This window comes from Streptomyces sp. NPDC000880, assembly GCF_053599675.1.
This window is the reverse complement of the sequence record NZ_JBSFMS010000072.1, coordinates 20,329-34,168: the sequence shown is the minus strand read 5'-3', so window position 1 is coordinate 34,168 and position 13,840 is coordinate 20,329. Positions and strand designations below refer to the sequence as shown.

Sequence of the window (13,840 nt, the reverse complement as noted above, 5' to 3'; positions counted from 1 at the left end):
AGAGCGCGGGCGCGTCGAAGCGTGCCCGGGGTGTGTCGTCGCCGGCCCAGGCCGCGACGAGAACGACACCACCCCGCGTCGTTGTGTTGCAACCGTACCACGACGCGGGATGGTGCCTGCTCAGCGGCCCTATGGGGTGGGCTGCGGTGCGGGGCCGGCCTGCGCCGCCGCGGCCCGCTCCAGCGCGTCCTGCAAGGCAGTCTGCGCCCTGCCGTACGCCTCCCAGTCCGTCGGCTTCTTCTCCAGCGCGGCCTCGGCATCGTCGTACGCCTTCTGGGCGTCCGCGATCGCAGCCTTGAGCGCCGCGTCACCGGTCGCCGGTGGCGGCTTGGTGGTGTCGCCCGGCGGTGGTGTAGTCGTCGGCGGTGGCTGCTGCGCGCCGTTCTGGTCGAAGACCGCGTCGAGCGCGTCCGTAAGGCTGTCCTTGAAGACCGGTTTGCCTCCGCCGTAAGCGACGGCAACCTTCTTCAGCAGCGGATAGTTCGCGCTTCCGCCCCGTGCGTACACCGGCTCGATGTAGAGGAACCCGCCGTCGAGCGGCACCGTCAGCAGGTTGCCGTACTCGATGTCCGAGTCGGTGCCTCTGAGGTCCCGGACGAAGGTCGCGACCTCCGGCACACCGTTGAGCTCACTCTGCACCTGTTGTGGACCTTGCACGGTCTCGGTGACTCTCAACAGCCTTATCGCACCGTAGTTCTTGCTGGTGGCGTCGGCGTCGACCGCCATGAACGCACCCAGGTTGGGGCGTCCGGCCGGTGTGAACGTCGTCGTCAGCGAGAACTTCTGGTCCTTCTCCCCGGGCATCTTCAGGCTCAGGTAGTACGGCGGGACGGCGCTGGTGTCCTTGTTCGTCGGGTCGTCCGGCACCTGCCAGGCGTCACTGCCGCTGTAGAACTGCTCGGCCTCGGTGACGTGGTACCGGGTGAGCAGCTCGCGCTGCACCTTGAACATGTCCTGCGGGTACCGCAGATGGGCCTTGAGCGCCGGTGCGATGTCGCCCTTGGGCTTCACCGTGCCGGGGAACGCCTTCATCCAGGTCTTGAGCACCGGGTCCTCGGTGTCCCACTGGTACAGGTTGACCGTGCCGTCGTACGCGTCGACGGTGGCCTTCACCGAGTTGCGGATGTAGTTGACCTGGTTCTGCTGGGCGACGACCGCGCGCTGATTGGTGGTCAGCGAATCGGCCGTGGTGTCCCCCAGCGTCGTACGCGAGGCGTAGGGGTAGCCGTTGGTCGTGGTGTACGCGTCGACGATCCACTGGATGCGGCCGTTGACGACCGCCGGGTAGGCGTCGCCGTCGATGGTCAGCCAGGGGGCGACCGCCTCGACGCGCTCCTTGGGCGTGCGGTTGTAGAGAATCCGCGAGCCGTCGCCGACAGCTCCCGAGTAGAGGATCTGCGGCTCGCTGAAGGCGACGGCGTACGCCGCGCGGTTCAGCGGGTTGGAGAGGTTGACCCCGCTCTTGCCCTTGTAGCTTGTGGTCTCCTCGCCGTTCTTCTCGTAGTCGAGCTCCTTTTGCGGGCCGCCGACGATGGAGTACTGCTCGGTCTTCTCGCCGTAGTAGATCCGCTGCTCGTACTTGCCGAGCTGGCCGGAGGTGGGCAGCCCGGACTCGGTGAAGTCGGGCGAACCGACGGTGCCCTTGTCGGGGTCCGTGACGGTGTTCGTGCCCTTGGCGGCGATCGCGCCATAGCCATGGGTGTACGTGAAGTGGTCATTGATCCAGTTGCGCTTCTGGATGCCCGTGATGTTGAGCTCGCGCAGACCGATGACCGTGTCCTGCGGCTTGCCGTCGGGGCCGGTGTACCGGTCGACGTCCAGGGTCGCGGGGAACTGGTAGTACTTGCGCTCCTGCTGGAGTTGCTGGAAGGCGGGTGAGACGACGTTCGAGTCGACCAGGCGGTAGCTGGCCGCCGTGGTGGCGTCCGTGCGCTGCTGGGCCTTCCGCTTGGGGTCGCCCTTGCCGGAGTAGTCCTCGGGCTTGGCCTTGTCGATGCCGTACGCGTGCCGTGTGGCCTCGATGTTCTTCTTGATGTACGGGCTTTCCTTGGCCTGCTCGTTCGGCTGGACCTGGAACTTCTGCACGATCGCCGGGTAGAGGCCGCCGATGAGGATCGCGGACAGGACCATCAGGCCGAAGCCGATCACCGGCAGCTGCCAGGTGCGGCGCCAGAGCGTCGCGAAGAAGAGCACGGCGCAGATGACTGCGATGCAGAAGAGGATCGTCTTCGCCGGGAGGTAGGCGTTGGCGTCGACGTACCGCAGGCCCGTCCAGTTGCCGGTGGCCTTGAAGTCGCTGGACTTCACCGCGAGGCCGTACCGGTCGAGCCAGTACGCCACGGCCTTGAGCGAGACGAAGACGCCCAGCAGCACCGAGAGATGGCCGGTTGCCGCGCCCGTCGCCCGGGCGCCGGGGCTGGTGATGCGCAGTCCGCCGTACAGATAGTGCGTGAGGGCGGCGGCGATCAGCGAGAGCACGGCGGCCGCGAAGCCGAAGCCGAGCAGGAACCGGTACCAGGGCAGGTTGAACGCGTAGAACGACACGTCCATCTGGAACTGCGGGTCCTTCTGGCCGAACGGGACGCCGTTGACCCACATCAGCCAGGTCCGCCACTGACCGGTGGCGGAGGCTCCGGCGATCAGCCCGACGAGAGCGGTGATCGCGAGGAGCACCCACTTCTTGTACGGGGCGATGCCCATCCGGTACCGGTCGAGGCTCTGCTGCTCCAGCGACATCGCGCTCAGCGGCGGTCGCAGCCGGTGCGCGAGCCAGATGTTCAGGCCGACAACCACGGCCATCAGCAGGCCGAAGACGGCGAACAGTCCGACCTTGGTCCACAGGGTGGTGGTGAAGACGGACGAGTAATGAACCGATCGGTACCACAGCCAGTCGGTCCAGAACCCGGCGAACATGACGAACGCCATGGCCAGCACGGCCAGGACGCCCAGTGTCATGAGCAGGGTGCGGACACGCCGGGACGGCCGGCCCACTCTGATCCGTGGCCCGGTCGGGCCTCCGCCGCGGTCCGGCATCTGGAAAGCCAACGTGCGCACCTCGAAGTTCGCGGTCGTGTGAAACGGGCCCCGCGATCGTAGAGCCCACTACTGCAACTTACTGAGGCTTTACCTAGTTCCCGTCTTGGGGCCGGAAGGAGGCAGGATATTAGCCATGTCCAACGTTTCCCCTTCCACCCCATCCGATCAGCCGCCTCCGGCGTCGGGCCCGATCGCCGCGAGCCCGCTGACTCGCGCCGTACTAGAAATCGACGAGTACGCATCCGGGCTCGGCTGGAACCAGCCGGCCAGGCTCTTCGCGCTCGTCGACACCGCGCAACTGCGCTCCCAGGAACCGGACCTCGCGGCCCAGCTCGGCCTCGACGGCGATGATGCGGCCGCGCCGCTGACCCCGATCGAGCAGGACGAGATCCCGGCCGGCACACCGCTGGACGAGTTTCTGGCCACCATCGCCTGGCCGGACGCCGTGGCCGGCTGCGCGCTCACGGTGGAGCGCCAGATGCTCCCGCCGTCGGCGGAGGCCTCCGTCCCGGACGGCCTCGACGACAAGGCTCTGACCAAGTGGGTCGCGGCCCATCCGGACCGGCAGGAGGTCCGCATGACGGTGGCGGCCCTGCGCGACGGCGCACGCGAGTCGGCGCTGCGCCTGCGCGAAAAGGACTCCCCGAAGGAGGTCCTGACGGGCTCGGCCCTGGTCCCGGGCCTCGCGGAGGCGCTTGCCGCGACGTTCGAGGCGTAGCCAGACCTGACGGCAAGAGGAAACCGCCGTACCGGGTCGGGCCAGGGACCGGGTACGGCGGTTTGCCGTGGGCGCGCGCGAGGCGCGGTCGGGCGGAGTGCCCCCTGGTGCCGAGCCCGGCGCAGCGGCCGGGCACGTGGGCGCTGGGAGCCGAGCCGCGGCAGCAGCGGTGCAGGGGCGCGCGCATGGCGCGCGGCGCGCGCTGGAGCTGGGGCTCGGGGCGGGCAGCGGGTCGGGGGAATGCTGGTGCGGAGCGGACTCCGCCGGACCACGCGGCCGCTGGAGCGGAGCACAGCGCGGGACACGCCAGTGCGGCGGCGCGAAGGAGCCTCCGCGGCAGCGGGCGGTTGTCGTGGTCGTCCCCGGGGAGGGCCTGGCGGGCCTGTGCGCCAAGGCGGGTGCCACAACGGTGCTCGCCCGCCCGGGGGAGCCGCCGGCCAGCGGCGAACTGGTCGACGCGATCCGCCGCGCCCACGCGCGCGAGATGATCCTCCTCCCGAACTCCGCGGAGCTCCGCCACACCGCCGCGGCAGCCGCCGAACAGGCCCGCACCGAGGGCGTACGAGTCACCCTCATCCCGACCTGCGGAGCGGCCGAGGCGGGCGGACGAGGCAGGCGCTCGCCGCCGCTCGGCGCGAGGCAGGCGCCGCGCGAGGCGGCCGGTCAAGAGGGAGCCCCGCCGGGCGGCGTCGCCGCGGAGGCCCGCCAAGACCCCGGCGTCAGCTCGCCGAGCAGCCCACCAGGCCCGCCATGTCGCCCGACTTGATCTTCTCCAGCGACTTCGTCGCGTCGTCGATCGTGTTCACCTTCACCAGCGTCAGCCCCTCCGGAATGTCCGACGCCGCCGTCGCGCAGTTCTCACTCGGCGTCAGGAAGTACTTCGCGCCCGCATTACGCGCCCCGACCAGCTTCATCTCGATCCCGCCGATCGGACCGACCTTCCCCTGGTCGTCGATCGTGCCGGTCCCCGCCACGAACTTCCCGCCCGTGAGGTCCCCCGGCGTCAGCTTGTCGACGATGCCAAGGGCGAACATCAGGCCCGCGCTGGGACCTCCCACATCCGCCAGATTGATGTCGATGCCGAACGGGAACGTATGGTCGGTCCCGGCCTGGATGCCGACGATCGCCCGGTCGCCCGTGTCCGCCTTCACCGTGGTGATCGTGACCTTCTCGGTGCCCTCGGGCTCCTTGCCCGCCTTCTCCGCGGCGGCCGCCTCCTTCGCGGGGACGATCGTGAAGACCACGTCCTCGCCGGGCTTGTGCTTCACGACCAGCTTGGCCACGTCGCCGGGCTCCTTCACCGTCGTACCGTCGACGGCGCGGATGACGTCGCCCGCGTGCAGCCGGTTCTCCGACGGCGTGTTCTTGAGGACCGTGGAGACCACGACCCGCGACTTCACCGGGATCTTCAGCTGCTTCAGCGCGGCGACCTTGGCGCTCTCCTGCGACTGGCTGAACTCCTCGGCGTTCTCCTGAGTCGACTGCTCCTCGGTCTTCCCGCCCGGATAGAGCGTGTCGTGCGGCACCACCACATTGTCGTGGGCCAGCCAGCCGTACACCGCCTCGACGAGGTTCATCTTGTAGTCCGCGCCGGTGACCCTGACCGTCGTCATATTGAGATGACCGGCCGCCGGGTACGTCTTGCGGCCGGAGATCTGCAGGACCGGTTCGCCACCAGCCGCACCGAGCGTGTTCACCGTCGGCCCGGGCGACATCTCCGAGTACGGCACAGTGATGAATACCCCTGCGCAGAGAAGCGCGATGAAAGTCAAGGTGGAGGCGAGCATCGTCGCGGTGCGGCGTGGCATGGAACGACAGTACGGGACGGGTCTCTCAGACCACCGTCGGGGCCGCTACGTACGGGGCGACTTGGCAACTCTGCGTACGGTCGGCTGGGTCACACAAAGGTCAGGCGGCGTCAGTACCGGAGCCTGTCTTCTCCATCGCATCGCGGAATCTCGCATAACCGGCAAGCTCGGCAACATCCCCAGTCGTCCGGTTCCGTGAAGCCCAGCTTCCCCATATCGCAGCCCCGACGGCAGCGAAAAGCGGAATCAGCAACCAGGCGAGTGCTGCCATCGCGACCTCCCTACCCCATGAGCGAACGAAACTGAACGATCAGCACAGACTAGTCATCCACCGGTTCAACGCTCAGGCCAGGGGGGCGGTTACGCAAATCGGGGCGCATAGGAGCCGACCGGGTTTCAGCCGACTCCGACCCGCCACCACCTCAGCAGGCGCCGACCCACTCCTCCGTGCCGTCGGAGAATGTCTGGTGCTTCCAGATGGGCACCTCGTGCTTGAGGTCGTCGATCAGCTTCCGGCACGCCTCGAAGGCCTCCCCGCGGTGCGGGCACGATACGGCGACGACGACCGCCAGATCGCCGACTGCCAAGTCACCCACACGGTGGACGGCGGCGAGCGCCCGAACGGGGAATTCCGCCGTGACCTTCTCAGCGATACGACGCATCTCCGCCTCGGCCGTAGGGTGGCAGGAGTACCCCAGCGTGTCGACATCGGCGCCGCCGTCGTGATTGCGCACGGTGCCGACGAAAAGCGCAGTGCCGCCCGCCGCGTCGTCGCCGACGGCAGCGAACACCTCGTCGACGGAGAGCGGGGTGTCACGGATCGCGAGCAGGCGGATGGGGTCGTTCGCCGCTTGCTCGCCAGGGTGGTGGTAGCTTGCCATGCCGTCCATCGTGCCGTACGCCACTGACATCGCGGAATAGCCCATTCGACCGGCCGGGAACCCGCCTGCTTGGAGCCTCCTACAGACGTCGCCGCGCCTTGCGCGCGCGCCGTACCAGCGCGGCCGTACCGAGCAGCGCGACCGTCGCTCCCGCGGCGCCCGCAGCGGTCGCGTCCTTGCGGCCGAGGCGGCGGCCGGCGACCGTGTGGCGCCCCTCCACCTCCTCCAGCAGCGCGGCGAGGACCTCCTCGTTCGTCCACTGAGGACGCCAGCCCGCGTCATGGAGGCGGCTCACACTGACCACCCAGGGGTGCATGGTGTACGCCAGGTCCCCGGCCGGGGACGGGGTGAGGCCGATCCGGTGCAGCCGGGCCGCCGCACCCAGGGCGACCGCCGAGGGCAGCTCCATCCGGCGGATGCCGCTGAGCTCCTCGACCTCCTCCTGCTCGAGCCAGCCGTCGCAGCCGACCGCCAGTTCGCCGTCCACCTTCTCCAGCGCGGCGTACTCCAGTGCGCTCACCAGGTCCTCGACATGACAGAACTGCCAGGTGGGACGGGATCCGGCAACCACGAGGAGACGCGGCGACTCGAAGTAGCGGGTCAGCGCGGTGTCAGTACCGCCCACCAGGACGGCGGGCCTTACGACTGTGACGTTGAGCCCGGGGTGGGCGCGCGGCGCGCGGCGGCTCAGACGTTCGATCTCCAGCAGGTCGCCGACCCCCGTGGCCTCGGCGGTGGCACGCAGTTCTGCGTCCTCCGACAGGGGGATGTCGTTGTCGGGCAGCGCGCCGTAGACCATCGCCGATGTGCACAGGACGACCCGATGGACACCGGCCGCGGCCGCGGCGGTCAGCACGGTCTGTGTACCGCGCACGTTGTACGCCGTGCGGGCGGCGGAGTCGGTCTCCAGGTCGAGGTCGAGCGCCAGGTGCACCACCACGTCCGCGCCGCGCAGCTTCTCAGCGATGGCCGGATCGCGCACGTCGAGAATGTGCCACTGCGCCTCGAAAACCTCGCCCCGGCGCTCGTCGATCGCGATGACCTGCTTAATCTCGTCGGACGCGGCGAGACGCCGGGTGAGCAGGTCACCGACGCCCGAGGCGGCGCCAGTGACCGCGACGACGGGACCACGGCCGGCCGACCCGCGACCTGGGGTCTGGGTTGAGGGGTTTCGCGCTGCGCGAACCTGCGGATCTGGGGAACTCACCAGGCGTCTCCAGCGGTTGTCTTCAGTACGAACGCGAATGACGCGTGCGCACCAGGTGGCGTCCATCCTGCCGCAGGCCAAGAGTCGGCGGAGCACCCGAGCCCATATGCGGCCCGGATGTCTACGCTGGGTGGTGTTGTCGGGCATTCGCCGTCGGCAGGAAGCCGGCGGCCCTACGAGCCGAGGAACCCCGTGAGTGACACCCCATTCGGATTCGGCCTTCCGCCGGAGGAGCCGGAGAACGGCGACGAGGGCAAGAAGAAGGATCCCGCCGGAGGTGGCCAGGGCTCCGGCGGGCCGTCCCCGGCAAATCCTTTCGGTTTCGGGGAAGGCGCGGACAATCCGTTCGCCGCGATGTTCGGCTCCCTGAACCCCAATGACCTGGGCGCGGCGTTCCAGCAGCTCGGCCAGATGCTGAGCTACGAGGGCGGTCCCGTGAACTGGGACATGGCCAAGCAGATCGCGCGCCAGACGGTCTCCCAGGGCGCTCAGGACGGCACCAAGGACGCGAGCGTGGGCCCGGCCGAGCGGACCGCGGTCGAGGAGGCCGTGCGCCTCGCCGATCTGTGGCTGGACAGCGTGACGTCCCTGCCCTCCGGGGCGAGCACCGCCGTGGCGTGGAGCCGCGCGGAGTGGGTCGAGGCGACGCTGCCCGCGTGGCAGCAGCTTGTCGATCCGGTCGCCGAGCGTGTCGGTCTGGCCATGGGCGATGTGCTGCCGGAGGAGATGCAGGCCATGGCAGGCCCGCTGATCGGCATGATGCGCTCCATGGGCGGCGCGATGTTCGGCCAGCAGATCGGGCAGGCCGTGGGTGTGCTGGCCGGTGAGGTGGTGGGCTCGACCGATATCGGCCTGCCGCTCGGCCCGGCCGGTAAGGCGGCACTGCTGCCTCTGAACATCGGGACGTTCGGCAAGGACCTCGGCGTGCCGAAGGAGGAGGTGCGGCTGTATCTCGCCCTGCGCGAGGCCGCCCACCAGCGGCTCTTCGCCCATGTGCCGTGGCTGCGGTCGCATCTGTTCGGTGCGGTCGAGGCGTACGCCCGCGGGATCAAGGTCGACACGACCAAGTTGGAGGACGTGGTCGGCCAGTTCGACCCCACTCAGCCCGAGCAGCTGCAGGAGGCCCTCCAGCAAGGCATGTTCCAGCCGGAGGACACCGCGGAGCAGAAGGCGTCGCTGGCTCGTCTGGAGACCGCGCTCGCGCTGGTCGAGGGTTGGGTGGACGCAGTAGTGCACGAGGCCGCGTCGAGGCGCCTGACCTCGGCGGACGCCCTGCGCGAGACGCTGCGCAGGCGGCGCGCTTCCGGCGGTCCCGCCGAGCAGACCTTCGCGACCCTGATCGGCCTTCAGCTGCGACCGCGCCGGCTCCGCGACGCCTCCCGGCTGTGGGCCTCGCTCACCGACGCGCGGGGTGTGGACGGGCGCGACGGCCTGTGGGAGCACCCGGACATGCTGCCGACGGCCACCGACCTGGACGACCCGGACGGCTTCGTCCACCGTGAGCAGCTCGACTTCTCGGAGCTGGACAAGATGCTCGGCGAGGCGGCGGGCGGCGGGAAGCCGAAGCTCGACAAGGACAAGGACCTCGGCGAGGACGACAAGGACCAGTGAGCCTGCACGACGACGCCGTTCTCGTACTTAAGAGCTACGGGTATCAAGAAGAGCTGCGACAGCGCTATCTGGACCATCTGGCAGCACACCCGGACGGGATGTGGAAGGCCTGCGAGGCCGGGCATATCACGGCGAGCGCGCTGGTCGTCGATCCGGAGCGCGGGCGGGTACTGCTGACGCTGCACAAAAAGCTCGGCATGTGGCTGCAGATGGGCGGGCACTGCGAGCCTGGCGACGCGACGCTCGCGGACGCCGCGATGCGCGAGGCCTCGGAGGAGTCCGGGATCCGCGGGCTGACGCTGCTGCCCGGCGGTCCCGTGCGGCTGGACCGGCATGCGATTCCGGCACCCTGCCACTGGCATCTCGATGTGCAGTACGCGGCGATGGCGCCGGCAGGGGCTGTCGAGGAGATCAGCGAGGAGTCGCTGGATCTGCGCTGGTTCGCGTACGACGAGGTGGGGGACGTGGCCGACGAGTCGGTCGTACGACTGCTGGAGCGTACGCTCGCAGCACTGTGACTGAGCGTGGGTAAGGGGCGGTCTCCCGGGAGACCGCCCCTTACCCGTGCGTCCCTGCTCGTCAGTTCCAGGCGTTGTTCTGGTTCTGGGCGTGGGCGCCTTGCTGGCCCATGCCATACTGCGCACGCATGCCCTGCCCGATCTCCGCGGCCTGTGGCGGCATGACCTCGCTGGGCTGCACGAGGGCGAAGCCCTGGCCGAGGAAGCTCAACTCCCAGCCCTCGCCGGTGTTGCCGCGCCTTCGCCGTACGCCGGACGAGTGCGTCTGCGCCTGCATCTGGACCCGCAGTGCGGAGGACCACGCGACGATCGCGTCGGCGTCGACATTGACGTACTTGTCCGGCGTGACCTGCATCATCAGCGGCTGACCCGAGGTCATCAGCGCGACCTTGCCCCGGCCGGAAATATTGAGCTGGTACTTCCCGGAGCCGGAGATTCCGTACTGGCTGTCCACCGCGATGACCTCGGTGTGCAGCGTGGAGTCGAGAGCCAGGACGTAGGCGCTGTCGACCGTCATGCCCTCTTGGTCGACGTCCACGACATGGATGTACTGCGCGAGGTTGGCGAAGTAGACGGTGCCCTGCCCGGAGCAGCGCATCAGGTCCAGGCCCTCACCGGTGTTGGCGCGGGCCCGCCGCTGGTTGTTCGTCTGGTACTCGCCGTCGAAGTCGACAAGCCCCTGGTACGCGACCATGGCGCCCTTGCGGGCGAGGATGTCGTCGTGGCCGGTCAGCGCGACCCGCAGCAGTTGCGGGTTCTGCACGACGTACCGGTCCTGGGACTGCTGTTCCGTGTAGCTGAAAAGCGGACTCTGCATGGTGTGTTCTCGCTCCCCCTCAGTGCCGGATCCGCAGGCGGTCGGTACTGTCCTCGCTCGGCTGTACGACGACGATGCCCTGGCCCGAGAAGGCCATCTGGTAGGCCTCACCGCTGCCCCGCCCGACCAGCGAGGATGCCTTGAAGCTGCGCTTGCCCTTCACCTTGAGGTTCGGGGACCAGGCGACAAGGGCGTCCGGGTCGACATATGTCTCGTCCTCGCCACGGCCGCAGTCGACGACGATCGGGGTGCCGCGCGAGGTGAGGGCCACCCAGCCGGTGCCCGCGATCTCCACATTCCACAGACCCTGGCCGGCGAATTTGGCCAGGCCCTTGACCTTCTCGACGCCCCATTGGAGGTGCGCGTCGAAGGCCAGCACATTGGTGCCATTGACCGAGAGCGAGTCGTTGTTGAGGTTGATGACGACGACGTCCGCGCCATAGTCGGCGAGGTAGAGCAGCCCGTCACCGGAGCACTTCATGATGGGCGCGCCCTCGCCGGTCACCCACTGGGAGGCGATCTGGCGGACGGCGGGCGGGTTCGGCTCGTACTGGACAAAGCCCTCGTAGGCGACCATCGAGCCGGTGCGTGCGTACAGGTCCTGGCCGGTGGCCATGGCGACCTTGAGCATGGTGCGGCCGTGGTTCTCCATCCGGGCCGTGATCGGAGTCGGGGCGAAGCCCGCGAGTTGCTGGTTCATTCTTCGGGCTCCCTCAGACCTCGTACGGCTGGACGACGATGAAGTTACCGGGGGCGCCCCGGAACTGGAGGTTGACGGTCTCTCCGCTGTGTCCCGGGTACGCGTTGCGGCGCAGCCGGACCTGGCTGGAGAGGATCACCTGGGACGCTGCCGACCAGGCGATGACGGCGTTGCAGTCGGCGAAGGTCGTCGGCGTGACCGGGAGAACCACGGGGATGCCGTGGGTCTTTACGACGACCGTGCCGGTGCCCTGGAACTGCATGGTGAACAGGGCTCCGCCAGGAATGCCGTGGCCCTCGATCCTGCGGACCTCGTGCTGCAAGGACTCGTCGAACGCGAGGACGTTCTCCGCGGAGACGCAGATGCCGTCCCCCTGCAGCTCGATGGAGTGCAGATGCGCGCCGTTCTCGGCGAGGAAGACCTGGCCACGGCCGGTGCAGCGCATCAGCTGCATCTCCTGGCCGGTCGCATTGCCGACGATGCGCCCGGCGAAACCGGCGCCCTTGTAGCTGAAGTCGACCTTGCCCTGGTACATCACCATGCTGCCCTGGCGGGCGAGGACGGGCGCGCCGCCCATGGTCAGGTCTACCCGCATGAGCTGCTGGTTCTGCGGGGTCCAGCGCTGGCCGGTGGGGGTCTCGCGGTAGGGCTGCAGCGCGGCCTGGAGACCGGCGCCGGTCGGCGGGGCTCCCTGGGGAACGCCCTGCGGGACACCCGGAGGCTGCTGTCCGTACGGGGACGGTGCCTGCTGTCCGTACGGCGAAGGCGCACCCGGCGGGAGCTGGCCCGGGACCTGACCCGGCATCTGGCCGGGGACTTGGCCCGGCACCTGGCCGTACTGAGGAGGCTGGGGCGGCTGTCCGTACGGGGTCGTGGGAGCCGCGATGGTGGGCGCGGAGTGCATCTGGGGGTTCGGCTGCTGAGGGGCGGGGGCCGATGCCGGGGCCTGGGCGGCCGGTGCTCCGAAGGAGGGCCCGGGCTGCGGCACCTGGGGCGCTTGAGGGGCATGCGGTGCGCCGAACGCGGGGGGCGCGGTGGCCTGCGCGGGCGGTGCGAACGACGGCGCTGCGCCCTGCGGCTGCTGCGCGGCCGGCTGCTCCTCGGCGACCTCGCCGCCGAAGTTCTTGAGCAGCGCGTCGAGTCCGCCGTCGAAGCCCTGGCCGACGGCGGTGAAGCGCCACACGTCCTTCAGGTAGAAGTCGCCGAGCATCACGGCGCGCTCGGTGGTGAACTCCGAGCCGTTGAAGGCGTACCGCACGACCTCTTCGCCGCCCGCGACGATGCGGATGTAGCCGGGGCCGACGTTCGACATCTGCCCCGCGCCGTCGATCGTCGCGGTGAAAGAGAGCCTGTGGATGTTCGCCGGAATGCGGTCGAGAGTGACGCGGAAGGACTCGGTGTCACCGGCCTGCGCGCCGAGCAGCTGAATGGACTCCTCGGGCGACTTGGGCTGGTTGAAGAAGATGAAGTACCGGTCGTCCGAGAGCTGCTCGTTGGCGTCGAGTCCGAAACAGCTGATGTCGAAGGTCAGCCCAGGAGCGGCGATCTGCACACCTACGTACAGATCCGTTCCCGGCGTGAGATCACTGATCTTGGCCTTGTGGCCGCGTTGAAATTCCCTGGCCATGCGTAACGACCGTCCCCCATCCCGAAATGTGAATCCGTCGCGTCAGGCTAACGGCTGAGTGCGACATTGAGCCAAGCCGGTACACATTCGGTACAGGACCGTCGACGGTTACTCTCCGAGCGCTGCGGGCAAATGCGGCAGCCGGTCGGCGGCGACGACGCCCTCGAGATAGCCCCGCGCCCGCTCGGTGCGGGGATACGCCTCGAGGAGCCGCCAGAACCGCGGCCCGTGCCCCGGCACGAGGAGATGGGCAAGCTCATGGACGAGTACATAGTCGACGACGTATTCGGGCATCCCCTGCAGGCGGTGCGAGAGGCGGATGCTGCCCTCGGCCGGCGTGCACGAGCCCCAACGGGTGTTCTGATTCGTCACCCATCTCACGGATGTCGGTCTTGCGCGTCCGTCGAAGTACAGGGCGGACAAGCGCTCGGCCCGCTCGGCCAGTTCGGTGTCGCCGAGGGTGCGCTTACTCTCCTGGGCGGCGAGTTTGTCGAGCATCACGCTGACCCAGCGCTGCTCCTCCGCCTCCGACATCCGGGCGGGGATGAGCACGATGGTCCGGTCGCCCTCCCGGTAGGCCGAGACCGTTCTGCTGCGCCGGGCGCTCCTGCGGACCTCGACCGCACTCGTCCCCGATCCGCGGGCCGGTCGGTTTGTCGCGCTGCGCTGTTGACTTCCGGCGCTGTGCGGTGGGCCCTCGCCTGCAAGGCGATGGGGTGGGGTCTCCCCAGCGAAGCGAGGGGACGGGTCGACGGACACGCCCCGACGTTACCCGCTGTCAGTGGGGGAAGTCCCGCCTCCGGGACGGTTCGAGCTTGATCCACTCCATGGCGTGCACCATTTGAACGACTAATACCCGGTGCCTGTGGATAACTTTTCACACCCAACATCGCGACCGTGCATTCTGACAACAGATC

General features: G+C 68.9%; 11 protein-coding genes and 1 pseudogene. 4 read left to right on the top strand and 8 right to left on the bottom strand.

What is annotated here, in order from left to right; genetic code table 11:
- Nucleotides 1–129: 129 nt before the first annotated feature.
- A complete protein-coding gene (locus ACWDO5_RS22525; RefSeq protein WP_450532134.1) occupies nt 130–3,033 on the bottom strand; it encodes a UPF0182 family membrane protein in 2,904 nt (967 codons plus the stop codon).
- A gap of 136 nt (nt 3,034–3,169) precedes the next feature.
- On the opposite strand from ACWDO5_RS22525, the gene ACWDO5_RS22520 reads away from it, so the two are divergent.
- Nucleotides 3,170–3,754 (top strand): PPA1309 family protein, encoded by a 585-nt coding sequence (locus tag ACWDO5_RS22520; RefSeq protein WP_450532133.1) that lies wholly within the window; start codon nt 3,170–3,172, stop codon nt 3,752–3,754.
- 328 nt (nt 3,755–4,082) lie between these two features.
- Nucleotides 4,083–4,352: pseudogene (locus ACWDO5_RS22515) on the top strand (dihydroxyacetone kinase); the annotation flags it as partial.
- 121 nt (nt 4,353–4,473) lie between these two features.
- Here ACWDO5_RS22515 and ACWDO5_RS22510 read toward each other — a convergent pair.
- The 3 genes from ACWDO5_RS22510 to ACWDO5_RS22500 form a co-directional block, all read right to left on the bottom strand.
- Complete coding sequence (locus ACWDO5_RS22510) at nt 4,474–5,562, bottom strand: YlbL family protein (protein ID WP_450532132.1); 1,089 nt, start codon at nt 5,560–5,562, stop codon at nt 4,474–4,476.
- A gap of 422 nt (nt 5,563–5,984) precedes the next feature.
- Nucleotides 5,985–6,443, bottom strand: a complete 459-nt coding sequence (locus tag ACWDO5_RS22505) for a molybdenum cofactor biosynthesis protein MoaE (RefSeq protein WP_450532131.1) — start codon at nt 6,441–6,443, stop codon at nt 5,985–5,987.
- Between the two features lie 79 nt (nt 6,444–6,522).
- The gene (locus ACWDO5_RS22500) at nt 6,523–7,650 is read right to left on the bottom strand and encodes an SDR family oxidoreductase (protein ID WP_450532130.1); all 1,128 of its coding nucleotides are present in this window, start codon (nt 7,648–7,650) and stop codon (nt 6,523–6,525) included.
- A gap of 192 nt (nt 7,651–7,842) precedes the next feature.
- On the opposite strand from ACWDO5_RS22500, the gene ACWDO5_RS22495 reads away from it, so the two are divergent.
- Entirely contained in the window at nt 7,843–9,261 is a 1,419-nt protein-coding gene (locus tag ACWDO5_RS22495; RefSeq protein WP_450532128.1) for a zinc-dependent metalloprotease, read from the top strand.
- Nucleotides 9,258–9,779: an NUDIX hydrolase gene (locus ACWDO5_RS22490; RefSeq protein ID WP_450532127.1), complete on the top strand. Its 522-nt coding sequence runs from the start codon at nt 9,258–9,260 to the stop codon at nt 9,777–9,779. The genes ACWDO5_RS22495 and ACWDO5_RS22490 overlap by 4 nt, the downstream gene beginning before the upstream one ends.
- A gap of 61 nt (nt 9,780–9,840) precedes the next feature.
- Here the strand turns inward: ACWDO5_RS22490 and ACWDO5_RS22485 are convergent, their stop codons facing one another.
- The 4 genes from ACWDO5_RS22485 to ACWDO5_RS22470 form a co-directional block, all read right to left on the bottom strand.
- A complete protein-coding gene (locus ACWDO5_RS22485; RefSeq protein ID WP_450532126.1) occupies nt 9,841–10,596 on the bottom strand; it encodes an AIM24 family protein in 756 nt (251 codons plus the stop codon).
- 19 nt (nt 10,597–10,615) lie between these two features.
- A complete protein-coding gene (locus ACWDO5_RS22480; RefSeq protein WP_450532125.1) occupies nt 10,616–11,296 on the bottom strand; it encodes an AIM24 family protein in 681 nt (226 codons plus the stop codon).
- A 13-nt stretch (nt 11,297–11,309) separates the two neighbouring features.
- Nucleotides 11,310–12,923, bottom strand: coding sequence for a TerD family protein (locus ACWDO5_RS22475; protein ID WP_450532124.1), 1,614 nt, complete (start codon nt 12,921–12,923; stop codon nt 11,310–11,312).
- Between the two features lie 108 nt (nt 12,924–13,031).
- Complete coding sequence (locus ACWDO5_RS22470; RefSeq protein WP_450532123.1) at nt 13,032–13,682, bottom strand: M48 metallopeptidase family protein; 651 nt, start codon at nt 13,680–13,682, stop codon at nt 13,032–13,034.
- Between the last annotated feature and the right edge of the window lie 158 nt (nt 13,683–13,840).

What these genes read in the sequence shown, in the direction of transcription:
- ACWDO5_RS22505 (WP_450532131.1), bottom strand. Translation starts at nt 6,443, where the DNA reads ATGGCAAGCTACCACCACCCTGGCGAGCAAGCGGCGAACGACCCCATC.
- ACWDO5_RS22525 (WP_450532134.1), bottom strand. Translation starts at nt 3,033, where the DNA reads ATGCCGGACCGCGGCGGAGGCCCGACCGGGCCACGGATCAGAGTGGGC.
- ACWDO5_RS22485 (WP_450532126.1), bottom strand. Translation starts at nt 10,596, where the DNA reads ATGCAGAGTCCGCTTTTCAGCTACACGGAACAGCAGTCCCAGGACCGG.
- ACWDO5_RS22510 (WP_450532132.1), bottom strand. Translation starts at nt 5,562, where the DNA reads ATGCCACGCCGCACCGCGACGATGCTCGCCTCCACCTTGACTTTCATC.
- ACWDO5_RS22520 (WP_450532133.1), top strand. Translation starts at nt 3,170, where the DNA reads ATGTCCAACGTTTCCCCTTCCACCCCATCCGATCAGCCGCCTCCGGCG.
- ACWDO5_RS22475 (WP_450532124.1), bottom strand. Translation starts at nt 12,923, where the DNA reads ATGGCCAGGGAATTTCAACGCGGCCACAAGGCCAAGATCAGTGATCTC.
- ACWDO5_RS22480 (WP_450532125.1), bottom strand. Translation starts at nt 11,296, where the DNA reads ATGAACCAGCAACTCGCGGGCTTCGCCCCGACTCCGATCACGGCCCGG.